Source organism: Lysinibacillus sp. DFXJR4, assembly GCF_057196045.1.
On the sequence record NZ_JBXUNW010000003.1, the window covers coordinates 178,490 to 203,098 of the forward strand.

Annotated in this window: 19 protein-coding genes; 10 read left to right on the top strand and 9 right to left on the bottom strand. The window is 36.5% G+C overall.

Going from position 1 to position 24,609, the window contains the following annotated elements; translation table 11 throughout:
- Window positions 1-13: 13 nt before the first annotated feature.
- Window positions 14-1,420, bottom strand: a complete 1,407-nt coding sequence (gene pepV, locus AC2CGN_RS11060) for a dipeptidase PepV (RefSeq protein WP_484513855.1) — start codon at window positions 1,418-1,420, stop codon at window positions 14-16.
- 636 nt (window positions 1,421-2,056) lie between these two features.
- On the opposite strand from pepV, the gene AC2CGN_RS11065 reads away from it, so the two are divergent.
- Together AC2CGN_RS11065 and AC2CGN_RS11070 are read left to right on the top strand one after the other, a co-directional pair.
- A complete protein-coding gene (locus tag AC2CGN_RS11065) occupies window positions 2,057-2,278 on the top strand; it encodes a DeoR family transcriptional regulator (RefSeq protein ID WP_049667439.1) in 222 nt (73 codons plus the stop codon).
- A gap of 292 nt (window positions 2,279-2,570) precedes the next feature.
- Entirely contained in the window at window positions 2,571-3,743 is a 1,173-nt protein-coding gene (locus tag AC2CGN_RS11070) for an MDR family MFS transporter (protein ID WP_286923358.1), read from the top strand.
- Window positions 3,744-3,790: 47 nt separating this feature from the next.
- Here the strand turns inward: AC2CGN_RS11070 and AC2CGN_RS11075 are convergent, their stop codons facing one another.
- The 5 genes from AC2CGN_RS11075 to asnB form a co-directional block, all read right to left on the bottom strand.
- Window positions 3,791-5,311: a GGDEF domain-containing protein gene (locus AC2CGN_RS11075; protein WP_429982769.1), complete on the bottom strand. Its 1,521-nt coding sequence runs from the start codon at window positions 5,309-5,311 to the stop codon at window positions 3,791-3,793.
- A gap of 170 nt (window positions 5,312-5,481) precedes the next feature.
- Window positions 5,482-6,195, bottom strand: a complete 714-nt coding sequence (locus AC2CGN_RS11080) for a pseudouridine synthase (protein WP_429982770.1) — start codon at window positions 6,193-6,195, stop codon at window positions 5,482-5,484.
- Window positions 6,196-6,203: 8 nt separating this feature from the next.
- Window positions 6,204-7,817 (bottom strand): putative polysaccharide biosynthesis protein, encoded by a 1,614-nt coding sequence (locus AC2CGN_RS11085; protein ID WP_429985900.1) that lies wholly within the window; start codon window positions 7,815-7,817, stop codon window positions 6,204-6,206.
- Window positions 7,818-7,953: 136 nt separating this feature from the next.
- Window positions 7,954-8,502 (bottom strand): ribosomal eL19 family protein, encoded by a 549-nt coding sequence (locus AC2CGN_RS11090; RefSeq protein WP_484513859.1) that lies wholly within the window; start codon window positions 8,500-8,502, stop codon window positions 7,954-7,956.
- Between the two features lie 168 nt (window positions 8,503-8,670).
- The gene (gene asnB, locus AC2CGN_RS11095) at window positions 8,671-10,521 is read right to left on the bottom strand and encodes an asparagine synthase (glutamine-hydrolyzing) (RefSeq protein ID WP_484513936.1); all 1,851 of its coding nucleotides are present in this window, start codon (window positions 10,519-10,521) and stop codon (window positions 8,671-8,673) included.
- A 292-nt stretch (window positions 10,522-10,813) separates the two neighbouring features.
- On the opposite strand from asnB, the gene AC2CGN_RS11100 reads away from it, so the two are divergent.
- Window positions 10,814-12,067, top strand: a complete 1,254-nt coding sequence (locus AC2CGN_RS11100; protein WP_429982773.1) for a BaiN/RdsA family NAD(P)/FAD-dependent oxidoreductase — start codon at window positions 10,814-10,816, stop codon at window positions 12,065-12,067.
- Window positions 12,068-12,272: 205 nt separating this feature from the next.
- Here the strand turns inward: AC2CGN_RS11100 and AC2CGN_RS11105 are convergent, their stop codons facing one another.
- Both AC2CGN_RS11105 and AC2CGN_RS11110 read right to left on the bottom strand, forming a co-directional pair.
- Window positions 12,273-12,965 carry an AIM24 family protein gene (locus AC2CGN_RS11105; protein ID WP_484513861.1) on the bottom strand — a complete coding sequence of 231 codons (693 nt, stop codon included), beginning with the start codon at window positions 12,963-12,965 and terminating at the stop codon, window positions 12,273-12,275.
- Between the two features lie 310 nt (window positions 12,966-13,275).
- The gene (locus tag AC2CGN_RS11110; protein ID WP_484513863.1) at window positions 13,276-14,547 is read right to left on the bottom strand and encodes an L-lactate MFS transporter; all 1,272 of its coding nucleotides are present in this window, start codon (window positions 14,545-14,547) and stop codon (window positions 13,276-13,278) included.
- 912 nt (window positions 14,548-15,459) lie between these two features.
- Here AC2CGN_RS11110 and AC2CGN_RS11115 point away from each other — a divergent pair.
- From AC2CGN_RS11115 to AC2CGN_RS11145, 7 genes are all read left to right on the top strand, one after another.
- Window positions 15,460-17,031 carry an ATP-binding protein gene (locus AC2CGN_RS11115; protein WP_286923365.1) on the top strand — a complete coding sequence of 524 codons (1,572 nt, stop codon included), beginning with the start codon at window positions 15,460-15,462 and terminating at the stop codon, window positions 17,029-17,031.
- Complete coding sequence (locus tag AC2CGN_RS11120; protein ID WP_286923366.1) at window positions 17,028-17,696, top strand: response regulator; 669 nt, start codon at window positions 17,028-17,030, stop codon at window positions 17,694-17,696. The genes AC2CGN_RS11115 and AC2CGN_RS11120 overlap by 4 nt, the downstream gene beginning before the upstream one ends.
- Window positions 17,697-17,998: 302 nt before the next feature.
- Window positions 17,999-19,042 (top strand): DctP family TRAP transporter solute-binding subunit, encoded by a 1,044-nt coding sequence (locus tag AC2CGN_RS11125; RefSeq protein ID WP_286923367.1) that lies wholly within the window; start codon window positions 17,999-18,001, stop codon window positions 19,040-19,042.
- 57 nt (window positions 19,043-19,099) lie between these two features.
- Window positions 19,100-20,143 (top strand): DctP family TRAP transporter solute-binding subunit, encoded by a 1,044-nt coding sequence (locus AC2CGN_RS11130; protein WP_429982774.1) that lies wholly within the window; start codon window positions 19,100-19,102, stop codon window positions 20,141-20,143.
- 403 nt (window positions 20,144-20,546) lie between these two features.
- On the top strand, window positions 20,547-21,044 hold the full coding sequence (locus AC2CGN_RS11135; RefSeq protein ID WP_484513867.1) for a TRAP transporter small permease: 498 nt from the start codon (window positions 20,547-20,549) through the stop codon (window positions 21,042-21,044).
- Entirely contained in the window at window positions 21,025-22,293 is a 1,269-nt protein-coding gene (locus tag AC2CGN_RS11140; RefSeq protein WP_429982776.1) for a TRAP transporter large permease, read from the top strand. Before AC2CGN_RS11135 ends, AC2CGN_RS11140 begins: the two co-directional genes overlap by 20 nt.
- Window positions 22,294-22,303: 10 nt before the next feature.
- A complete protein-coding gene (locus AC2CGN_RS11145; RefSeq protein ID WP_484513869.1) occupies window positions 22,304-23,503 on the top strand; it encodes an MFS transporter in 1,200 nt (399 codons plus the stop codon).
- A 42-nt stretch (window positions 23,504-23,545) separates the two neighbouring features.
- Here AC2CGN_RS11145 and AC2CGN_RS11150 read toward each other — a convergent pair whose 3' ends face one another.
- The gene (locus AC2CGN_RS11150) at window positions 23,546-24,451 is read right to left on the bottom strand and encodes a DMT family transporter (RefSeq protein WP_484513871.1); all 906 of its coding nucleotides are present in this window, start codon (window positions 24,449-24,451) and stop codon (window positions 23,546-23,548) included.
- Between the last annotated feature and the right edge of the window lie 158 nt (window positions 24,452-24,609).

Consider the following 24,609-nt stretch of genomic DNA (forward strand, 5'->3'; position numbering starts at 1 on the left):
TTTCATATTTGAATTATTTTTTTCCTGCAAGTTCAACAATTGCTTCAGCATAAATAGCTGCTGCTCTGACTAGGTTATCAACGACAACAAACTCATCCGCTCTATGCGCTACATCAGGTTCACCAGGGAATAACATACCAAATGCTACCCCCTTTTTCATCACACGTGCATACGTACCGCCGCCTGTAGAAAGTAGTGGTGTTTCATAATCACCTGTCTGACGTCTATAGATTTCTGTTAGTGTTTGAATGAATGGATCATGTTCACTTACATAGTGAGGTTTCGAGTTATCCTGAATATCTAATGAAAATCCCTTCGTCACAGTGAAGCGTTGTGCAGCCGTAATTTTTTTATCAAATGGATATGTGACAGCGTAACGCATACTGATTACCAAACTGCCGCCTTTAGCCACATCATAGCTTACAATGCCCGGATTTAATGTCGTTTTCCCAGACATTTCATCCTCAAATTGTAAATTTAAGTGATGGCCATAATGATCTTGATAAAAAGCATCTGCAATAAAGCCGACAAATTGCTTACTTGCCTCTGTCGTCAATTCTTGTTGTAAAAATGCTGCAAGATAAACAGCCGCATTGACACCTTTTTCTGGCTCCATTGCATGGGCTGCTTTACCTTTGATAGTTATTATATAGCGAGAGCCCTCCATTAATAAAGTGCCTTCTAGCTGATTTTTGCTTAAAAATGTTTGAAAATTCTGTTCGAACTGTTGAGAAACAAACTGAACCTTTGCTTCTGCAAAATCAGGTACCATATTTGGGCGTTTTCCAGCATTAAATAGTAGTAGCTGTTCTTTCGTTTTATCACCTATTTTATTATGAGAGAACACAAGCTCTGCAATGCCCTTTTCAGCATTAATGAGCGGGAAATCCGCATCTGGTGCAAAGCCAATTGTCGGCATTTCCTCTTGTTTAAAGTAGTGGTCGACACAGCGGAAGCCTGTTTCTTCATCCGTACCGATAATCATACGTACTTTTTTATTAAGCTGAATGCCTGCATCTTTAATAAGTTTCATAGCCATCCATGCAGCTACTGTTGGACCTTTATCATCAATCGCACCGCGAGCATATAATTTTCCATCTGCAATGGTGCCGCTAAATGGTGGGTATGTCCAATCAGCTTCATCACCAATAGGAACAACATCAACATGACATAAAATTCCTAATAAATCTTCCCCAGCACCCATTTCAATATGTCCAGCATAATTATCAACATTTTTCGTTAATAGCCCTTCAGTCTGCCCTTTATCTAGCAACCATTCAAGCGCTTTAAGTGGACCATCACCAAATGGTACTTCAGAAGTGATCGTATCCTCATCAAGAACACTATTAATTTGCACAAGCTCCTGTAAATCTTGTATTAATTCATCTTGCCTTTCTTTTGCGGCCTGTAACCAATCCATATGATATACCTCCTCCAAATTATCAAATACGTCCCAGCGTAATTGCGTCTGGATTTTTCGAGCTCCTTTGAAAGCTCCTCTTTAAAATCCGTTAACATCCGCCGGGGACTTTAACCAACACAATGTTGTTTACCAGCCGTTTTCACAGGATGTAGATCTTAAGCCTGAGTTCCTATATTTTTACGAGCGTTTGTATGCTCGCTTAATAGGAAAAAAACACATTTATCCTGCCACCTCTAAAGGTGAGTGCATTCTGTACCTGCCGCTACGCTTTCGTACAGTAAAGTTCTGCTAAATCAAGATAAACATATTTTACACTTTACAACATATAAAACAATCATCTTCCTGACAACTATTTTCAGTATTAACTATTAAGACTACCACATATAGCATGTTTTTCACGTATTTCCACAAAAAACAGTATAAATTTTTTGTTTTTATTGTAAATTTCTCTTGCATTCACTAGAAAATCAACTAGTTTTTCTATATAATAAAGTTATCAGAATAATTGTTCTGAATATAAAAATAGAAAAGGGGATGTCTAAGGCAGCTACTTATCAGCCTAAGTGCACTCCGCACATATTGTCGTCCGCTAGTCTTTGCCAAGAGAATTAAGATGAAGGAGTGGTTCATTTAATGAAACCAACTACTGATCGAATGCTTAATCGTATTAAAGACGTGTACATGTTTATTTTAGACAAAGGAACCGTGTCTACACAGGATTTAGTCGAAGAGTTTAGTATCACTCCTCGCACCGTTCAAAGAGATTTGAACGTGTTAGCCTTTAACGATTTGGTTATGAGTCCAAGTCGAGGCAAATGGACAACGACGAAGAAAAAAGTAAAATTGACGTCTTAGTTTTACGTTGAGTACGTAAAGCATTGAGTATGGAAAAAGAATGGCCTTTCGTCGGGGTCATTCTTTTTTGTTCATCATTTTTTAGTCAATTGAAAACTCCTCTTTTTTATTGAAATTATTAAAAAGAAGGGGGAATTAAAGCCCCATTATACTCAACTATCTGAAAACGAAAGCACTCCATTTCACATACGTTTCTCACCATCGATCCTCACCTTCATTATTTTGACTATTTACAGTTGCTTAACAATCCGTTAAACTCGAAACATTCTACATGTTGAGAGGAGGATTTAATATGAAATTGTCTAAGATGTTTCATCCATTAGTTTGGATTATACTCGGCGGGACGATTTTCACACGTATTGCAAGCTTCATGGCAATGCCCTTTTTAGCTATCTATTTACATAATGAAATCGAAGCCTCCCCTTTACAAATCGGATTAACGATTGGAATTGCTCCACTTATCTCTACTGTTGGGGGATTTTTTGGTGGTTACCTAACTGATCGTTTCGGCAGAAAAAGTGTCATTCTGCTGACGATTTTCATTTGGAGTCTTGTGTTCTTTGGCTTTGCAACAGCTCATGAAGTATGGTTTTTTGTATTATTCAATGCTCTGAATGGACTTTGTCGTTCTTTCTTTGAACCTTCAACACAAGCATTAATGATTGATTTTACACCTGCCGATAAACGAAAAAGATTATTTTCGCTTCGCTATACGGCAATTAATATAGCTGCAGTTATTGGTCCAATCATCGGTGTTTATATTGCTCAATTGTCTAGCCCAAGTATTCCATTTATGCTTACAGGAATTATGTATATTGTTTATGCTGTATTTTTATTTTTCGTACTGAATCGTTACGAAATGCAACAGCCAAAAGCTACAACACAAACAAAAATACTACAAACCTTTACTTTATTATTAACGAATCGTGTACTACTAAGCTTTATTTTTGGTGCTATTTTAATCAATATTGGCTATTCTCAATTCGATTCAACATTACCACAAGTGATTGAGCTTAAAATTGAAGATGGTACCAAACTCTATTCGTTACTCATCTCGCTAAATGCAGCGGTTGTTTTATTACTACAATTACCAATTAGTATTGTATCAGAACGTTTTTCATCCACCGCTACTCTTTTAGTAGGCATTCTGTTTTTTGCAATCGGACTATTATTGTTCGGCTTCTCCAATAACTATACGCTTTATATTATCGCGATGATTATCTTTACGATTGGTGAAATTTTTGCCTTCCCAACGATGAATGTCATGATTGATGAAATTGCACCTGATACACAAAAGGGAACTTATTTAGGGGCAGCGCAATTCAAAAATTTAGGAGGTTTTCTTGGACCAATTATTGGTGGCTGGCTGTTAACACATTACATCGACGCATTGTTTGTAGTAATTGCTGTTCTTGTATTATGTAGTTGTCTCTTCTATAAATCTAAGCTAAAGCCCCATGCATAAAAAATGCTCTATAGCTTGATTTTAAAAGCTATGGAGCACTTTTTATACTAGTAAACATTAGTGTAACTCTCTTCAACTTCTTCAAAGCTCGTGTATTGATCTTTGCCAGCATTTTTTGACTGATACAATGCCTTGTCCGCACGCTCAAACAAGCTTCTTTCTGACTCATCTAGATGATGACAAATGGCGCCTCCCATACTGACAGAGATGACAGACCATTGATCAATATTGACATTGTCTACATGCTTATAGTGACGAAATTTGCCCAATATCGAATGAGCTAACTGCCACATATTTTCCGACTTTGCGTCATACAAAACGATTGCAAATTCATCCCCACCAAACCTCACAACAAAGCCATCATTTCCAACCTCTTGTTTTAAAATCCTCGCAGTATCAATCAGAATTTTATCGCCAGCACCATGTCCAAACTGATCGTTCACTTGCTTGAAATTATCCAAATCTATCAATAATAAACCTGGCTGATTTGTCTTGCGTTTTCTTAATAGATTGTCCATTTTTCTAATATAAGTAGCTCGATTAAAGACATTTGTTAGCGGATCATATGTTGCAAGATGAATAGTTTTAGAAAGGATTTTGTTAATGACGATAAGCATAATGAAAGAAGTTCCTAATGCTATACAAAGCAATAGCCAAAACTGTTTTGTATTTTTAGATAGTGCCTCTAATTCTGTATAATTTCCGTATTTTACATATATAATCCTTTTCGTAGATTCACCACGAATTGTTTCAGCTTCATATGGTAAAAAACGATACTTTTCAATATAGCCATTTGAATATTTCTTTTGAAATTCCGTTGGCTTCATCGATTGTATAGCTAACTCAAAATGTTCTTGAAATATGGCTGGTTGATCCTTCACTGTAATTTTAACGGGATTTGAATCATCAAAGTAAACTCCCCCCGCATTTATTGTTTGCACTTCTAATAAATCTGTATATTTATCAACTAAATAGTCAGCAGTCTTCCCAAAATTAAAGGTTTGAAAAACGGGATCATTGAGTAAATCAATGCCTAGCTCTAACAAATATTTCTTATCAGGTGTCCCTAAATACCCAAACTTCCGATATCCTCCAGTAGTCGTCGAGATATCTATACCATCATTATAATATTTTCCACTTGTTCGCCGTTCATCTAGTAAGGTAGAAAAACGCTTACAGCATAAGGAAAAATTTAACCCTTTATCTTTTTCAAAAGTTGTATAAATAACCGTATTGGATTGATCTATTATGTATACATCCATACCGTACTCTTTTTTTATTTTCTGTAGATCCCAAGTTGCAACCTTTGGATTTTCTTCATAATATGTAACGAGCTTTCGGAGTGCTTGCTCCATCTTATCTGAAAGATTTTGATCAAAATAAAAATGCGCATTATCTACAGTTTGCATATCAGTTAAAATATGATTTTCAATTAACGCCCTATTCATGGCTTCTTGTTGTTCGATATCTGCCACTAGTATTTGTCTGTTTACATAAGAAATCACAGCAACCAATATTAGGGCGAAGGCAATTAAAGATATTAATAATTTAATTCTTAGGTTTTTCATGCACTTATCCTCTATTATTTTTCCAAAATCATTTTCTGAAGTTTTTTTGAAATTAGTACTAAAGACTAGATAACAATTTATTAAAAGTTACATTATATTATACAGTTACTAGTTTAAGAATGTATATAAAAATACCTCGATACTAATTTTTATTAGCATCGAGGTTTCTATTAATCCCTATTTTGTAAGGCTGTTAGTTCTTTTGTAGTTAATTCTCTATATTCCCCTAAAGCTAAATTGTCATCTAGCTTAAGGCTTCCCATTGATAATCGCTTTAAATAGGTAACACGCTTACCAACTGACTCAAACATACGCTTCACCTGATGAAACTTACCTTCTTGAATGGTTAGCTCTATTTCTGATTGAAGGTCAGATTTTAAGATAATGAGCTTGCCTGGTTTTGTCACATAACCGTCGTCCAGCTCTACGCCCTGTGCAAATTTTTTGCAGTCTTCCTCTGTCACAAGTCCTTCTATTTGCGCATAATAAACTTTAGGCACATGCTTTTTGGGAGACAATAAATGATGTGCTAGCTGACCGTCATTCGTTAACAGCAGCAACCCTTCTGTATCTTTATCTAAGCGCCCAACTGGAAAAGGCTGAAAATGTTGATGTAAGGGCTCTAACAAATCAATGACCGTCTCATCTCGTACATCCTCTGTTGCAGAAATAACGCCAGGAGGTTTATTCATCATAAAGTATACAAATTCTGTGTAAACAACACGTTCACCAAAAACGGAAACATCTTGTTTTTCAGGGTCTACATGCAATGCTGCATCCTTTACATATGCACCATCCACAGTTACTGCCTTTTGCTTAAGAAGCTGCTTCACTTCCTTGCGTGACCCATACCCCATATTTGCTAGTAATTTATCTAAACGCATAAATCCTCCTATTTAAATCCAAGTTTGTTCGTAATTTTTGTCAGTCGTTCACCGAGTAATTTTTGAGCTAAGCCTAGACGTAAAGATAAATAACCATATACCCCAACACCTACGCCAGCACAAATAACTGAGTAAACAAATGCAGAGAATTTTCCATCCACTGGTCCCATCACAAAGCCTAGCAGCTTATGCACAATCAATACACTGATGACCATTGCAAGAGTCAAAAGAGAGATAAGCATGACACGGCGAAGAACCATCTCAGATTTGTAATTCAGTGCTTTTCTTAGTACTAGCATATTAATAATAATTGAAACCCCGTAGCCAATGGCTGTGGCAAGAATGGCTCCATCAGCCTCAATCCATCGAATTAAAGGTATGTTGATTGCTAGCTTGACAAAAATCCCTGATAACAGGCTGAAGACAATCCATTTCTGGAAGTCGATCCCCTGTAATAAAGCTGCTGTTACCTGGAACAATGCAAATAAAATAGCAACAGGCGCATAGTGAGCTAAAATGGTAGCCCCCATTTCACTTTCAGAATAGAGCATAAAGTATATTTCATTCGCTAACAATGAAATCCCCACTACAGCAGGCAATGTAATAAAAATTAATATTTGATAGGTTTTATCCATTGCATGTCGCAGTGATAAATATTCACCCTGTGTAAAATACTTAGTAATCGTCGGTACTAGTGCCATCGAAAAACCTGTAGCTAGCATAACCGGAATAATCACAACTTTATGTGTGGTGAAATTAATCATTGATAAATATTTATCGGTTACTTCTGCTAAGCCTATGGATGTCATTGCACCGTTAAACGTTAACATATCCACTAGCTGAAATAATGGATTGGCAACACCTACGAATACCATTGGAATGGAATACGTAATAACTTCTTTATAAATATTGGACATTGGCAGTTGAGTAGATGTAACACTTTGACTGCGCAATAAATTAAATTCAGGTTGGTATTTTTTCCAATAATAATAGAGTACCATCAACCCGCCAATAGCCCCGATAAAGGCTGCGAATACGGCAAAGGAAACGGCTGTTTGTGGTTTGCCATTAAAGACAACTACTACTAGGAACGATCCACCTAATAACACAACAATACGAACAATTTGTTCAACTAATTGCGAAACTGCTGTAGGTTCCATTTTGTCATAACCTTGGAAAAATCCACGCCAAAGACTCATAAATGGGACAACAATTAAAGCAAAGCTAACCCAACGAATCACGGAAGCAATTTGCTCGACTGTAAAAGCCTGCTCATCACTTTTTATGACAAGCCCCGCTATAGGTGTAGCTAATATAAAAAGGGCAATAAATGCGGCTAGACCAGTTATCATCATAATCAGTATGCCTGATTTCATAAGCTTGCGGCCTGATTGATAATCACCAAGTGCATTGTATTTAGAAACAAACTTAGATACAGCAATTGGCGCACCAGAGATGGCTACTGCTAGCATAATCGAATAGGGAATGTATGCATATTGATAGAGCGCAATATTTTCCTCGCCCACAATTGCATAAAACGGAAAAATATAAATTAATCCGAGTACCTTCGATAAAAACATCCCCATTGTTAATATCGCAGTACCTTTCATTAAATTGGACATTGTACCCATCCATTCATCATAAAATCAATAATTTCATCGTAACACATAGAATAAGCATTGGAAAATATTCACTATAATCAGATTTTTCGGTATCTGAGCGAGTTTTTTAACTGATCACTGCGGTTTTACTCGTTACCTAAGCAGTTCTAACTGACAACGGAGCAGGTTTACTTGGCACCCGAGCAGTTCTCAACGACAACGGAGCGGGTTTACACGGTACCCGAGCAGTTTTCAACGACAACGGAGCGGGTTTACTTGGCACCCGAGCAGTTTTCAATGACAACGGAGCAGGTTTACTTGGTACCCGAGCAGTTCTGACTGGCAACGGAGCGAGTTTACTTGGCACCCGAGCAGTTTTCACCGACAACGGAGCAGGTTTACTTGGCACCCGAGCAGTTCTGACTGGCAACGGAGCAATTTTACTTGGCACCCGAGCAGTTCTCAACGACAACGGAGCGGGTTTACTTGGCACCCGAGCAGTTTTCAACAACAACGGACCAGGTTTACTTGGTACCCGAGCAGTTTTCAACAACAACGGACCAGGTTTACTTGGTACCCGAGCAGTTTTCACCGACAACGGAGCAGATTTACTCGTTACAAGTAAATTTAACTGCTTTCGCCACATGCAAACGCTGCCAAAGATAATTGTAAACATAATTTCATTTACGCCCCAGCGTAATTGCATAAACCACTTGTAATCTTAACATATTTATAGGTAAACAGACGCATTATTCTATCAAAAAGTTCTAGCTTTAGGCTAGTCCATCAAAAAGACAGTAAATTTATTTTTATTCTGATAATAAAATGCTCAAAATAATCGGTGGAGATTAAAAAACCTCCACCGACTCAGTAGCTATTTCATGTCTATAAAAAATTGTTTATACCATACTAAGAATACATAGGCAGTCCAAATATAGCGCCCACGATTTGCCTTACCTTCATAATGCTCATCGAGATAGCCTACTAATTGCTTTGTATCAAAGAATTTATTGGCAAAATCTGTTGTGAACATTTCTTTTACCATGTTGTAGTATTTCTCTTCACGTAGCCAATGACGGATTGGTACTGGGAAGCCTAGCTTTGGACGTTTTGCCCATTCCTCTGGTAATTCCTGATGAGCTGCTTGACGAAGCACATATTTCGTATCAATGTCGTTGACACGATATCTTGATGGAATGTTTTTCGCTAATTCCATTACTTCTTTATCTAAAAATGGTACACGTAATTCAATTGAATGCGCCATACTCATTTTATCTGCTTTTAATAAAATATCGCCAGGCATCCATAGATTTAAATCTAAGTACTGCATCTTTGTCACATCATCATCGCCAGGTACTTCATCATAGATACGCTTTGTTATGGACTTAACAGATGGACCATTTTTATAGTCTGGTTTTAATACATTTAATGCATCTTCTTCATCCCAGACAACCGCTTCACCTATAAAGCGTTCTTCGACTGATTGTCCACCTTTTATAAGGAAGTTTGTGTATTGATTTTTAGGTAATGCCTCTGCAAGACCTCGTAATGCCTTACGAATACCAAAAGGAATTTTTTCGTATTGTTGCATTTTACCTGAGTTTTGATACCATGAGTAGCCACCAAAAATTTCATCCGCTCCTTCACCTGAAAGGACAACTGTTACGTCCTTCGAAGCTAGCTCAGAAAGGAAATAAAGTGGTACAGAAGATGGATTGGATTGTGGCTCGTCCATATGCCATTGAATTTTTGGTAAAGCCTCAAAGCATTCATCAGCTGATATATATTTACGCTCATTTTGAATGTTTAATGTATCTGATAAATCTTTTGCTAAGTTTGTTTCATTAAACATATCTTCATAGTCAGAAAAACCAACAGAGAAGGACTTATCAGGACGCAGTAATGCCGTTATATAGCTTGAATCAATTCCTCCTGATAAGAATGAACCAACCTTTACATCGCTGATTTGATGTGCTTCTACTGATTCTCTTACTGTAGAACGAATGTCTTCTACATATTTTTCAATTGGTGCCTCTTTCGCATGGAATTTTTTATCCCAGTACTGCACGATTTTCTTTTTCCCATTTTGAATTAACATATAATGCGCTGGTGGTAGTTTAAACACACCTTTAAAGAAAGTTTCATCCATTGACGAATATTGGAAAGTTAAATATGGACGAAGGGCATTTTTATTTAATTCTTTAATAAAGGATGGGTGGGGTAAGAAGGATTTAATTTCTGAACCGAAAATAAAGGTTCCATCTGTTGTATTCTCTGAGTAATACAACGGCTTAATACCAAAGCCATCACGGGCAATAAATTGTAAATCATTCTTTTTATCCCAAATGCAGAATGCAAACATACCTCGTAATTGTTTAACAAACTCTACACCATATTCTACATAACCATAAATTATAACTTCACTATCAGATTGTGTTTTAAATGTATGTCCCTTAGCAATTAAATCTTCACGTAGCGCTTGGAAATTAAAGATTTCTCCATTAAATACAAGCACAATATTACCATCTGCACTGTACAATGGTTGATTTGCCACATCTGACAAGTCGATAATACTTAATCGTCGGAATCCCAACGTAACTTTATCGTCACTGTGAATACCACCGCTATCTGGTCCACGGTGAATAATAGTATTCATCATATTTTCAATCGTTTGATGATGATCGATTACATTTGTTCCACTAATATAGCCTATAAATCCGCACATTCTATTTTTCACCTCATAATTTAGTGCATAACCTTTTCCATAATAGCACGAATAGACGTTCATTTCATGCTGACAACACAGAAAAAAAACTTTCATCGGGTAGCCTGTTTTACATAGATAATCGTATTCCGATTCCTTGAATTAACAAAAAACTAACTTTTCATCGATTTAGATGAGATAAGGAATTATAAAACACTTTCGCATTATTTTCAATGTGAAAGAAGCCCCTCTATATAGACTTCATGTATAATAGGAAAGATTCCTAATTTGAACAGAAAGTGAGTTTCTATATATGTATGATGTAATTGTGATAGGTGGAGGTCCCTCAGGCTTAATGGCTGCAATCGCTGCTGGAGAACGAAAAAAGAAAGTATTACTAGTAGAAAAAGGGAATAAGCTTGGTAAAAAGCTTGCTATTTCTGGTGGGGGTCGCTGTAATGTGACAAATCGTTTACCTATAGAAGAAATTGTTAAACATATACCAGGTAATGGGCGGTTTTTATATAGCCCATTCACAGTTTATAATAATGAGGATATTATTGCCTTTTTTGAAGGGCTCGGTGTTGCCCTAAAAGAGGAGGATCATGGGCGTATGTTTCCCGTGTCTAACCGCGCGCAAGATGTTGTTGACGCATTAATCCGTCAATTACAGCGTTTGCATGTAGAAGTTCGGTTAAATACCCCTGTCAGTAAGCTTTTAATGGATGAGGAAAAAATTCTTGGTGTTCGCCTTGCAGACGGTTTAGAAGTCCGTAGCGAGGCTGTAATAGTTGCTGTAGGTGGAAAAGCGGTTCCACAAACAGGCTCAACTGGTGATGGTTATCCATGGGCAGAGCGCGCAGGTCATACAATTACAACGTTATTCCCTACAGAGGTTCCTGTGCTTTCGAAGGAAGACTTTATACAAAATCGTGAGCTTCAGGGGCTGGCTTTACGAGAGGTTGCTGTTTCGGTTTTAAATAAAAAAGGTAAAGTGCTCGTAACCCATCAAATGGACATGCTCTTTACTCATTTCGGATTAAGTGGTCCTGCTATTTTACGCTGTAGCCAATTTATCGTAAAAGAATTAATGAAAACTGGCTATGAACCAGTGACAATCCGTATTCAAACGCTTGTCCATTATAATGAAGAAACATGTCTGCAATCCTTAAATAAGCTATGGAAAGAAGATCCAAAGAGAGCGGTTAAAAACGTATGGAAAGGGATAGCCCCTGAACGATGGCTATTGTTTTTATGTGAACGTGCTGGCATTGATGTACAAATGACAGGCACTGAAATAGCACAGGAAAAAATTCGCCATTTAGCTCGTTTGCTTGTCCATTTTACGATGACTGTAAGTGGAACACAATCTCTTGAAAAGGCATTTGTTACTGGTGGGGGTATTTCTGTTAAAGAAATAGAGCCGAAGACAATGGCCTCTAAGAAAAAGAATGGTTTATTCTTCTGCGGTGAAATCCTTGATATTCATGGCTATACAGGAGGCTATAATATTACATCTGCACTTGTTACCGGACGTATTGCTGGAATGAACGCAGGACTTAAATAATTTTCCACGCGAATAAGAGACACTTCTTATCATTAAAAAACGTGTCCTGAATAATTGAGGACACTGAAAAACTACAGAAATTCATTTTTCTATATTATAAATCTGTCTTTTGTTCGATTTAGAAACTTAAAAAAGTCGATTTGCATCACATTTTTTGTGGCAAATCGACTTTTTCAGTGCCCTCGAATAATTAGGCACGCATTTTTTAGCTTTCGCTAGACATATAAACTTCCTCAAATGGTTGAATAATGACAAAACCTTCACCTGAAAATGCCATTTGAATGGATTCGCCACTGCCTCGACCGATAAGTGTACGGAAGCTGATATCTGTTTTAAACTCAGGTGCTAAATTACCTGACCATGCTACTGTGGCATGAGGATCAGTATATACCGTCTCACCTGGGCGTACTAATAGTGTTAAAGGTTCAAAATGGGTGGTAATGGCTACCTTTCCTGTTCCTTTTAAAGTTACATTAAACAATCCGCCTGACATGATGCCTGCCATTTTACGCATTAAATGAATATCCCAATCGATGCTTGGTTCAAATGCAAGCAAATCATTGCCATTGACGCAAATACTTTCATTTTTCAAATCAAAAATCGTAACCTTCTTCCCTTGATCAGCTAAATAAAGTCGCCCTTTACCTTTTGCCTTCATAAGCTGTGTTCCTTCACCTGTTAGTGCCTTTTTAAACATTTTTCCTAATCCATGCTCCAGCACACGCTCTCGCTCAAACTTAATGTCGCCTATGTAAGAAATCATAGCGCCCATTTTAGACCAAACCTCGCCATCTAAATTGATCTCCAGTACACGCTCCGTTTCTAGCTCAAAATAATCGTTTTCATTATCATCCTGCTGTGTTTTATTGATGAACTCGTGTAAAGAAAATTTCCCCATCTTCAATCACTCCTTATTACCTTATATACGCTTTAGTCGAGGAAAAGATTCAACATTTCAACAATAGCTAAAATGTTGCTCCTGACTTCTATAGTTTGCTTTTCGTTTCGAAATTGCTCTTTTGGTAGCGAAATCACTTTATTTCCCGTAATGTTATTGACATCAGACAACCTCTGTTATACATTAAACAAAGATTAATCTATTGTTATATAACACTCGCTACAACAAAAAAACCATACAAGCATCATGTGCGAAATGATACTTATATGGTCAAGACCTAGTACCTTCAAGTGCGAATTGAAAGTAACGTTTATTGTGTAGCGGAGACGTCTCCAACATTTTGTGCTGCTGCTTTTAAAGCTGTTCGTTTACGTACATCTGCACGTAATGTTAATGAAATAATTAATGATGCTGCGATTAACCCAGCAAATACATAGAATACTGGAATGTAACTTCCATAAGCATTTTTAATTGTGCTCACCAGTAAAGGACCAAAAATACCGCCTAATGACCAAGTCGTTAATAAATAACCATGAATAACACCTAGTTGCTTTGTACCAAATAAATCACTTGCAAATGCAGGTAAATTCGAGAAGCCACCACCATAGCAACTAACAACTAAGAAAATAAGTGCTTGGAAAAGTATCACGTTCGTCGTATGTGGTAACACAATAAATGTAATTAACTGTGCCGTAAAGAAAATAACAAAGACGTTCGAACGACCAATATAGTCAGACACAGCAGCCCAAATTAAACGACCACCACCGTTAAATAACCCCATAATACCTACCATTGCTGCAGCTCCCGCAACTGATAATCCCACAATTTCTTGGGCCATTGGAGAGGCGACAGAAATCATCATAATCCCTGCTGTTACATTTACTAAATGCATTGACCATAGCATCCAGAAATGCTTTGTTTTAACAGCCTCACGAGCAGACATAACTGCTAAATCTTTTTTTACTACTTCTTTACCACCATTTGCAGCAGCCTTCATGTTTGCTGGCATATATTCAGGTGCAGGCGGTGCAATATATAAAGCCCCTAAAATCATTAACGTGAAATAACTTGCCCCTAAAATAAAGTATGTTGTAGAAATTCCAACAGCCTCCATTAAGTTTGCTGCTACTGGTGCTGTAATTAATGCTCCAGATCCAAATCCAAGTACAGCCATACCTGTTGCCAAGCCTCTACGGTCTGGGAACCATTTTACTAATGTTGATACAGGCGCAATATAGCCTATCCCCATACCTAATCCACTTAACACGCCATATGTTAACCAATACAATGTTACAGAATCCATTGAAATTGCTACACCAGCACCAGCTTGTCCTGCCCCAAATAGAACAGCTGCTACCATGGCAGATTTACGTGGCCCCAATTTTTCTACTAAACTACCAAATAGTGCGGCTGAAAAACCCGCAAGCCCCATCATAATCGTAAAGGCAACCGTTACCTTTGTTTCACTCCATCCCATCTCTGTGACAATCGGTAGCTTGTATACACTGTATGCATAAGCTCCACCGATTGAAAGGTGAATAGCGATTGCAGATAATGCAATTAACCATCTATTTTTATTCATAAATTCTCATTTCTCCCCTCTTTTGCTACCTGTGAAAATTCTATGAACGTCCATGTAAAACAATTTACCACTTAGAATTATTCAAATGCAAGATGTTTTTCTAAAAAATATTATTTCTCCAAAAAGTATTTTCTTTATCAGCGTATTATATCTCCGTCATAAATCCTACAGCCTCTAAGTGAAACAACGCTTATCAAAGAGAAATCGCAACATATTTTAGATAATAATATTTTTCTACTCTATTATCTCCATAACTTAAAATTATTTAAAAATAATTTTATTTGTGCATATTTTCACATTCTCATGGTGTATATTACTCTTTTTTCGATTAGAATATTGTCCCCATTTCTCTCGAATAACAACATAATCAAATTTTTATCATAGAGAAATATTAAGAACGAAAGAGAATTTTAAAACTAAAATGTACAAAATTTATCTACACAAAGTGGAAGTAAAAAAGAAATCTAGTTATCAATTTTCCCTTTTTCTAGTTTAATATCCAAATAATTATAATGCATGTTTTGTATATTCCATTTCGAATAATCTTTTCTTATTCATTTTTATTATTCAAATATAAATTTTTCTTTAGGAAACAAGTGATACTTCTCTCTTCCTCATAATCAAATGATGCTATATAAAGTAATAAGAAAGCACTGTGTTTAATTACATCCACAAATTTGTTATAGTACACAAATGAAAACAGTACTTTTCAACTAAAGTTGTATTACAACAAACTAATTATTTATGTTAATTTATAATAGAATGAAATTCCTAGTTTGGTCCTCCTATGTACTCTTATCATTTTTTTACAAGAATTGTTCGTTCATCTAAGATTCATTGTCTTACAATTATCTTTATTTAAAGAGGTGTTGAATTAAGTAAAGGGAGTACTCCTATTCCTTTCACATTCCTATGAAAAATATTTCTTTACGACTAAAAATGTTTATTTTTTCATTCATAATTGTTATTTTTTCAATTGCCACAAGTGGAGCTATCATGATTCATAATCTTGGAGGAGCTTTTGAAAAAGAGTTTGGTGCACGAGCGATCGCAATTGCAAGAACTGTATCACAGCTTACAGATGTTCAAAATAATGTAGGCAAGCCGGCTGGTTTTGAAATTATTCAACCAATTGCAGAGCGTATTCGCTTAACAACTGATGTAGATTATATTGTGATTATTGATATGAATCGAATTCGTTATTCACACCCATCAGAAAGTAAGCTAGGTACAGTCTTTGAAGGTGGAGACGAAATAGAAGCCTTTTCTCAGCATGAGTATATATCGAAGGCAAGAGGTGTTTTAGGATATTCTATCAGAGCATTCGTACCTATAATGAATGAAGAAGGTACAAGGCAAGTTGGTGTTATTACTGTCGGATTACTTGCACCAAAATGGTATAACCTTGTAGATGAATATCAATTTGATATCCTGATGTCTCTTTTTTGGGGATTAATCATCGGCTTAGGTGGGTCTGTATGGGTTGCCAATCATTTAAAGCGCCAAACCTTTAATTTGGAGCCTTACGAAATAGCCCGATTAGTAGAAGAACGGTCTGGTATTATTCAAGCGATGGATATCGGTATCTTAGCAACTGATGAAAGCGGTAATGTCACCTTTATTAATCGTTTAGCAAGGCAATATACACATTTCTTCGGACAGAAGATTTCTAGAAAAGCTTTGTTTAAAGGGACCTGGCTCGCAGAGGATACGCTACAACAGCATGAAGTATATAGACCTCTATTGATGTTTGAGCAAATGTACTTAGTTCGCACCTTTCCTATTCGTATCATGGAACAAAATGCTGGCTACCTTATTATGCTAACCGATCGAAAAGAAGCAAATATGTTAGCTGAAGAATTAACTGGCATAAAAATACTAGTGGATTCATTACGTGCCCAGCAACATGAATATATGAATCGCTTACATAGTATTGCAGGATTAATACAATTGGAACGGGATGATGATGCTCTAAGCTTGATTATTGATGAAATTACAGATGAGGAAGAGATTATTCAAAGCTTGCATGACAAGATTCATGATTATTCGATTCAAGGATTATTACTTGGTAAATTTTCACGTGCAAAAGAGCTTGGTGTGGAGCTGACAATTGATGAGGACTCAAAGCTCGTTGATTTTATGAGTGGTTTTTCCAGTGGTGACATGGTAACTATTATTGGTAACTTATTGGACAATGCAATGGAGGCATGCTTTGAATGTGCTCATAAAGATGTTCATATTACATTAATTGGCCATAAACATCATTTATTCATTGAAGTACAGGATAGTGGTAAGGGAATTACTGGTTTGCCAAATCGGATTTTCGATTATGGCTTTAGCACAAAACAAAAGGATGGTCATGGTATTGGACTTGCTCTTGTGAAACAGATTGTGGAATCAAACAATGGAATTATTCTAGTAGAATCAACCGTCAATGTTGGAACAATCATTACAATAGAAGTAGGGGTGACTGAAGAACAATGAGTAATCTTTCAGTGTTTATCGTAGAAGACGATCCAATGGTACTTGAAGTAAATAAAGGTTTTTTAAATAAATTGAATGGTTTTCAGCTCGTGGGTGAATCAGTCAATGGTCGTGAAGCCTATGACAAAATTATAAGAAAGAAGCCAAATTTAATTTTACTCGATATGTTTTTACCAGATATGACAGGCATGGAACTATTCTTAAAGCTTCGTGCAGAACGTGTCCCCTCGGATATTATTATGATTACTGCTGCAAGAGATGCGCCAACAGTTCAGGAGGCACTTCGACTGGGAGCCATCGACTATCTTATCAAGCCATTTCGTTTTGATCGCTTTGAAAAAGCATTGCAGCAATACAAAAGCTCTACCAAAAAGCTACAAAGCTCGCAGGCATTTAATCAAGAGGACATCGACAAATGGCTAGGGATACAGCATGAAACAACGGAGCTTCCCAAGGGACTAAACACGATAACAATGCAACAGATTCTTGATTATTTAACGACACATCGTGCAGCTATTACCTCAGAGCAGCTAGCTCAAAATGTCGGAATGGCCAGAGTAACTGTGCGTAAATACTTGGATTTTTTGGCTACTAAGGGAACTGTCTCAATTGAATTACAATACGGGACAGTAGGTCGTCCGACAAAATACTATTCCATTAAGTAGAATAAGATTTAGTTTATTAACTAAATAGCAAGAATCTGCCCTTCCTCGAATATATTCCAATTCCTACATTAGATTGAAATGTATTCTGTTAGCTTGTATCAAGGAATAAGGCAGGTTCTTTTTCTTTACAGATTTTTAATAAGGATTTCTTTTGAATCTGTTTTGTAACAGTTTTTTAAAATAACAAATTGTTATATACCATAAATACCAAAATGTCCATTAAAACCATAATATTGAGTATTTAATGAAATGAACTACAATGAAAATCGTTCACATCTTATAGAGATTAGGGGTGAATTTGTATGTGGAGTAATCGTTTTGCACGCAGTTTTGTTAGCGTTCTCATTTTCATAACAATTCTGTTAGTTTCATGTCAGGAAGACGTTTACCCTACCGACAATGAGCAGTTAAGTCATGAGGAACAAATCGTTATTCGATTTTCACATGTAGTTGGTGAAAATACACCGAAAGGAATGGCAGCCGTAAAATTTGCAGAGCTAATCAAAGAACGTAGTAATGGACATGTCGAGATTCAAGTGTTTCCAAATGGGGTTCTTTATAAAGATGGCGAAGAAATGAATGCATTATTACGTGGGGATATTCAAATGATCGCCCCTGCTATTTCAAAAATTACAACGCTTGTACCAGAGTGGTCAGTTATGGATCTACCTTATGCATTTAAAAATGCAGATGAAGTGCATACATATGTCAACAGTGATGTTGGTCAATCGTTAATGACAAAATTAAATGCTCATAATCTATTTTCCATGGGCGTTTGGGATAGTGGATTTAAGCAATTTAGTAATAGTATTCGACCTATAGAAACTGTGCAAGATTTGAATGGCTTGCGTATGAGGATTATGCCAAGTGATGTTTTATCTGAACAGTTTTCCATTGTTGGAGCCTATCCAAAACGCATTGACTTCAATACTGTTTTTCATCAACTACAAAGAGGCAATGTCGATGGTCAGGAAAATACGCTGACAAACATTACAAGCAAAAATTTACATTCGCTACAAGACTACTTAACGATTAGTAACCATGGCTATCTTGGTTATTTACTGCTAATGAATCATGAATTTTGGAATTCCCTACCGGAAGATGTGCAAACTCTGCTCATAGAAACACTAAAGGAAGTACAAGAATGGGAATGGCAACTTGCAGAAAATTTAACAGCAGAGCGACTTGAAGAAATGGAAGCATGTGATTGCATTAAAATCTACAATTTATCAGATGAAGAGAAGGAAGAATGGGAATCTGCATTCGAGCCTGTTTATCGCTATTATGCAGAAAACTATGGAAAAAAATATATCCAAGCACTTCCTAAAAACCAATCACAACACTAGCATGGGTTAAAAAGGTTCACCTTTTAACTATAATCATAACATTTAGGGGGATATGTAATGAAAAAATGGCTTTTCATGTCACTTATGGCTGTACTAGTTTTAGCACTTGCAGCTTGTAGTGGTGACAAAAAAGAAACATCTGCACCAGCAGCTGAGGGTGATGGCGGCTATACCAAGGACAAACCGCTTGTTATTAAATTCTCACATGTAACATCAATTGATAGTGTAAAAGGAAAAGCAGCTGATGCTTTTGCGAAATTAGTAGATGAAAAAACAGAAGGTAAAGTAAAAGTTGAAGTTTACCCTTCTTCACAATTATATGGGGATAATGATGAACTAGATGCGCTAGTATCTGGAAATGTTCATATGATTGCTCCTTCTGTAACAAAAATGGTTAAAATCGACCCACGTTGGCAATATGTTGATATGCCTTATCTATTTGAGAACGAAGAGCACGTACGTAAATTCTTTACTTCTGACGTAGCTAAAACAATTCTTGAATCGAATCAATTAGCAGCAAATGATATTAAAGGTTTAGTATTCTGGGAAAATGGCTTTAAACATTTCTCAAATAACAAGCATCCACTTGAAAAAGTAGAAGATTTTAAAGGATTGAAATTCCGTGCACAAGCAGGAAAAGTATTAGAAGCTCAATTTAAAGCGCTAAATGCCGGCTCTGCAACAATTGCATTTGGTGAAACATATGCTGCCTTACAACAAGGAACAGTTGATGGACAAGAAAATACATTCAACAACTTTGATACACAAAAATACCAAGAAGTTCAAAAATATTTCTCAGTATCTGAACATGGTCGCCTTGACTATGCAATCTTTGTTAACAAATCATTCTGGGAGAAAATCCCTGCTGATTTATTAACAGCAGTAGAAGCATCACTAGATGAAGCAACGAAACTAGCTTGGGATTTAGCTGCTGATGAAAACGCAAAATCATTTGAGAACATTAAAAACTCTGGTATTGAAGTTCTTGAGTTAACGACTGAACAAAAAGAAGCTATTAAAGCAAAACTTGAACCAGTATATGAAGAGTTTGGTGAAGTGATCACTGAAGAATTAATTAATGGTATTCGTGATCTGAAATAACGTAATTTTGGGTTATTAAAAAATCTTTCTATTCGGGGAATTAAATCGTTTAAATAAGAATCTGCTCATTTTCACGGATAAGCCACAGGGTTCATCATACAGATGAGCCTTGTAGGTATAATCCGCAGAATTCATGCAGATTCTTTTTCAAAATCCGTGCCATCCGTAGGGAATTGAGGTCAACATTATACACTGCGCTTTCGCACAGTAAAGATCTGTCGAATAAAGATGGAGAATTATTAAATTTTAGTAAATCGCTTACACAAAACCTGTACGAACGGGTGCTAAGACGCTCACTACAAGCAGCAACATTACTATAGTGGGAGATTAAGCACCCGTTTGTACTTAAATGATGAATAATCATCATTCTTTTTTCAAATATATACATGAAGGAGGCAATTGAATGAAGGCCTTACATAAAATCTGGGGCTATTTAGAAGAAATCCTAGCTGGAATCTTTTTCGTAGCAGGTGTAGTTCTTATTTTTTATGGCGTAATTATGCGTTACATATTCAATGAACCGCAAGCATGGGTAGAGGAATTAGCACGTTATTCAATTATTTGGGGTACATTTCTAGGATTTGGCTTAGCCCTTCGCCACAATCAACATATTCAAGTAGATATTTTATACGATAAATTAAAGCCTTCTATGAAACGTGTACTGGATTTAGTAGCAACTGGGTTAAGCATTGCCTTTTGTTTAATTTATACGTATTACGGCTTTGTTTTAGTAGAAAACCGTTATACATCAGGCATGGTATCACTTGATATTGGGATACCAATGTGGATTGTATACTTAGTTTTACCGATTTCAGGCGTTTTATTTTTACTAAGATTCGTAGAAAGATTAGTCAACATTCTACGAGGAAAGGACGAAGAATATGCTAATCCTCTTACTTAGTTTCTTTTTATTACTATTCCTACGAGTACCGGTCGCGATTAGTTTAGCACTATCGACAATTCTTGTGTTCTTCCAAATTGATTTTAATATGAATATGATTCCTCAGCGTATTTTTACTGCATTGGATTCCTTTCCAATGATGGCAATTCCAGGCTTCGTCCTTGCAGGGGTACTCATGGCGCGTGGTGGAATTTCAAAATATCTTATTGAAGCCTTACGTGCATGGATTGGCCATCTTCCAGGTGGTCTTGCTGTTGTAACAATCATCGCCTGTGCTATTTTTGCAGCGATTTCAGGCTCTTCACCTGCAACGGCTGCTGCAATTGGTTCTATCATGATTCCTGCGATGATTTCTGCTGGCTATAAGAAGCGCTATTCTATGGGGCTTGTTGCCGCTGGTGGTACATTAGGTATTTTAATTCCACCAAGTGTACCGCTAATCATTTATGGTATTACATCAGAGCAATCTATTGGTGAATTATTTATGGCTGGTGTTATTCCAGGACTTGCATTAACAGGCATTTTAATAGTAGCAGCTATTGTTTATGCGAAACGCAATGGTTTTAAAGGAGATGAACCAGCTTCTTGGAGTGAGCGTGGTCGTAAATCTTTAAAAGCAATTTGGGGTGCATTTTTACCATTCTTAATTTTAGGAACAATCTATTCAGGGGTTGTAACACCAACTGAATCAGCGGTTATTGCCGTTTTCTATGGTCTTATCGTATCCCTGTTTATCTATAGAGAAATGAAGCTAAAGGATTTCCGCGAGGTCTTGGTAGAGTCCATTAATATTACAGCCATGATTTTCTTGATTATCGGTGCCGCTTCATTATTTGGATTATATTTAACAAATGCACAAGTACCACAGCAGGTTGGTGCATGGATTGCCGAAAGTGATATGAACAAGTGGATATTCATGATAATTGTTAATATTCTATTCTTTGTTATGGGCATGTTCTTAGAGGCTGTATCCATTATTTTAATTACTTTACCAATTCTATTACCGATTCTAGCACATTTCGATATTAATCTGATTCACTTTGCTATTATTATGACAATTAACATGGAGCTTGGCATGATTACACCGCCAGTGGGACTGAATCTCTTTGTCGTAAGTGGAATTGCTAAGGAAAAGCTTGGTGAGGTGGTAAAAGGGGTCATTCCTTTCATCGTTTTAATGATTATTTTCTTAGGTTTAGTGGTTTTATTGCCACAACTATCACTTTGGTTACCAGAGCAAATGAAATAAGGGCCTCTCTATGGAATCATTGACAAAGAGGTATTCGATTAAGGATCGCCAATTTTGGACAATTGTGATTAGCTTAGGAGGAGCTTCGGTGTTTGTATTTGCAGCAATGTACTCAGTACAGCCGCTGCTCCCCTTTTTTACAGAGCAATTTCAAATTTCTGTCTCCACTGCAAGTCTGGCCATGTCTGTAACAACTTTATCCGTAATTATCGGGTTAATTGTTTTAGGTTTTTTATCTGATCGATATGGACGAGTCCTGTTTATTCGACTTTCGATTGTTTTAACGATTATCCCTTTTCTCTTAATGCCTTTAACGGATTCTTTTTCTATGATTATTTTTTTGCGTTTTATCCAAGGCTTTGCGATTGCTGGTGTGCCTGCAGCAGCACTTGCCTATATCAGTGAAGAAATAAATCAGCAATCAATGGGCTTTGCAACAGCACTTTACATTTCCTGTAATGCTCTAGGTGGAACAATTGGTCGTCTGATGATGGGCTATCTGACAGAAAATAAATCTTGGGAGGTTGCATTTTTCTCTTTAGCACTTTTGGGTGGCATTATATTCATTCTAGTGTGGCTTACCCTTCCAAAATCAAGAAATTTTTCAGTCCATCAGCGTACTATTCAAAAGGATTTACATGGTTTTTGGCTGCATTTAAAAAATCCAAATTTACTGATTCTTTTTGGATTTGGGATCATTTTGCAGCTATCATTTACAGGAATGTGGTCATTTATCCCGTACTATTTAGCTGAACCACCGTTCTTATTATCGTTAAAAACGATTTCCTTTATTTTTTTAGCATATGGCTTAGGAATTATTGGTTCGCCAATTGCAAACTCCCTTGCAGGTAAAGTCGGCATCAATATGATCCGAACATTTGGAGTACTTCTATTAGTGTGCGGGATTTTATTAACGTTAAGCTTCTCCCTTATGATGATTATTGTTGGGCTCTGTATTGCATGCTTAGGTTTTTTCACCGCTCATGCCTTAACCTCTGCAACAGTTAGCCGGACAGCGATTCATCAAAAGGGGCTTGCATCCAGTTTATATCTCGTTTCTTATTATATAGGTGTTGCATCAGGTAGTACTTTACTCAGTCCAATCTGGCTGCATTTTAAATGGCAGGGAATTGTCATGATTACCGTACTCCTTCCTATCCTATATATCGCTTTTTTAAATTACACATTACACAAAAAAAATCAAAGCTAAGCAAGCTAAAAAGAGATGCTCGGAAACGATTCAAACATCTTTTTAGCTCGCTTTTCTTTTTATAAAAGATAAAGCTTTTATTTCTTTATAATAAACACATAGCAGAATACCTAAGAGAATCAATAAAGAGCCGTAAATCTGAATGATGGTGGGCAGTTGTTGTAAAAAAACGGCACTTAAAATCATCGCAATAGCTGGTTCAAAATTTAACAAAAGTGAGGCATTTGTAGAGCCAATATCTTTCATTTTTCTATTCCACATTAAATTACTAATCCCATGAATAATTATGGCTGACACGATTAAAAGGAACCAATACGGAAATTCCACTGGCATATTCTTTTGCGTCAATATAGTTGTGCCAAATGGTGTAAGCGCGATTAGTCCTACTAAATTTGTATAAAACGTAATAGCCTCAGCCGGAATTTTTAGACTAAGATGATTCACAATAATAAGGAACAGGGCAAAACTTAGCATTGTCACCAAGCTTAGAATCTCACCTTTACCAATTGAAATAACAAGTAAGGCTCCCTTCGTAATGATCAGCGATACGCCCATTAACGAAATAATAGTACCTATCCAAAAAATAATGTTTCGATATTCCTTATAAATCATTTTATTAAGTAGTGACGTAACAATTGGTGCACAGGCTAATACAAGGGCTGCTGTAATGGGAGAAGTGTGCTGAAGACTTGCATAAAAGCTGTAGTGATTAATGGCAACACCCAAAATGCCAGCAATCATTAATAATAAAAAATCATTACGCGTAAATGTTACATGGACAATCGCTTGCCAATGAATACACCCTAAAAAAAGAACAATGATTATTAGTCTGTAAATAGCAATTACTATAGGCTCCCAATGATTAATAAGGATAGAACCAATAATAAAATTACTTGCCCAAAAAAATACACAGCTAAATAAAATCATGTATGTCGTTAGTTGTTTCATCTCTTGCACCTTCTCACATGATAATGTCAATATACTTGCTTCAATGGAAAAAATCCGCTTCGCTTTCCATGCAAAGTAGCGCAATCGGTATGATAGCGAAACGGTAGCACGGAATGTAAGCGGATTTTCATCTATATAAATTTGTATAAGGGGGTATA

What these genes read in the sequence shown, in the direction of transcription:
- pepV (WP_484513855.1), bottom strand. Translation starts at nt 1,420, where the DNA reads ATGGATTGGTTACAGGCCGCAAAAGAAAGGCAAGATGAATTAATACAA.
- AC2CGN_RS11065 (WP_049667439.1), top strand. Translation starts at nt 2,057, where the DNA reads ATGAAACCAACTACTGATCGAATGCTTAATCGTATTAAAGACGTGTAC.
- AC2CGN_RS11070 (WP_286923358.1), top strand. Translation starts at nt 2,571, where the DNA reads ATGAAATTGTCTAAGATGTTTCATCCATTAGTTTGGATTATACTCGGC.
- AC2CGN_RS11075 (WP_429982769.1), bottom strand. Translation starts at nt 5,311, where the DNA reads ATGAAAAACCTAAGAATTAAATTATTAATATCTTTAATTGCCTTCGCC.
- AC2CGN_RS11080 (WP_429982770.1), bottom strand. Translation starts at nt 6,195, where the DNA reads ATGCGTTTAGATAAATTACTAGCAAATATGGGGTATGGGTCACGCAAG.
- AC2CGN_RS11085 (WP_429985900.1), bottom strand. Translation starts at nt 7,817, where the DNA reads ATGTCCAATTTAATGAAAGGTACTGCGATATTAACAATGGGGATGTTT.
- AC2CGN_RS11090 (WP_484513859.1), bottom strand. Translation starts at nt 8,502, where the DNA reads ATGCAATTACGCTGGGGCGTAAATGAAATTATGTTTACAATTATCTTT.
- asnB (WP_484513936.1), bottom strand. Translation starts at nt 10,521, where the DNA reads ATGTGCGGATTTATAGGCTATATTAGTGGAACAAATGTAATCGATCAT.
- AC2CGN_RS11100 (WP_429982773.1), top strand. Translation starts at nt 10,814, where the DNA reads ATGTATGATGTAATTGTGATAGGTGGAGGTCCCTCAGGCTTAATGGCT.
- AC2CGN_RS11105 (WP_484513861.1), bottom strand. Translation starts at nt 12,965, where the DNA reads ATGGGGAAATTTTCTTTACACGAGTTCATCAATAAAACACAGCAGGAT.
- AC2CGN_RS11110 (WP_484513863.1), bottom strand. Translation starts at nt 14,547, where the DNA reads ATGAATAAAAATAGATGGTTAATTGCATTATCTGCAATCGCTATTCAC.
- AC2CGN_RS11115 (WP_286923365.1), top strand. Translation starts at nt 15,460, where the DNA reads ATGAAAAATATTTCTTTACGACTAAAAATGTTTATTTTTTCATTCATA.
- AC2CGN_RS11120 (WP_286923366.1), top strand. Translation starts at nt 17,028, where the DNA reads ATGAGTAATCTTTCAGTGTTTATCGTAGAAGACGATCCAATGGTACTT.
- AC2CGN_RS11125 (WP_286923367.1), top strand. Translation starts at nt 17,999, where the DNA reads ATGTGGAGTAATCGTTTTGCACGCAGTTTTGTTAGCGTTCTCATTTTC.
- AC2CGN_RS11130 (WP_429982774.1), top strand. Translation starts at nt 19,100, where the DNA reads ATGAAAAAATGGCTTTTCATGTCACTTATGGCTGTACTAGTTTTAGCA.
- AC2CGN_RS11135 (WP_484513867.1), top strand. Translation starts at nt 20,547, where the DNA reads ATGAAGGCCTTACATAAAATCTGGGGCTATTTAGAAGAAATCCTAGCT.
- AC2CGN_RS11140 (WP_429982776.1), top strand. Translation starts at nt 21,025, where the DNA reads ATGCTAATCCTCTTACTTAGTTTCTTTTTATTACTATTCCTACGAGTA.
- AC2CGN_RS11145 (WP_484513869.1), top strand. Translation starts at nt 22,304, where the DNA reads ATGGAATCATTGACAAAGAGGTATTCGATTAAGGATCGCCAATTTTGG.
- AC2CGN_RS11150 (WP_484513871.1), bottom strand. Translation starts at nt 24,451, where the DNA reads ATGAAACAACTAACGACATACATGATTTTATTTAGCTGTGTATTTTTT.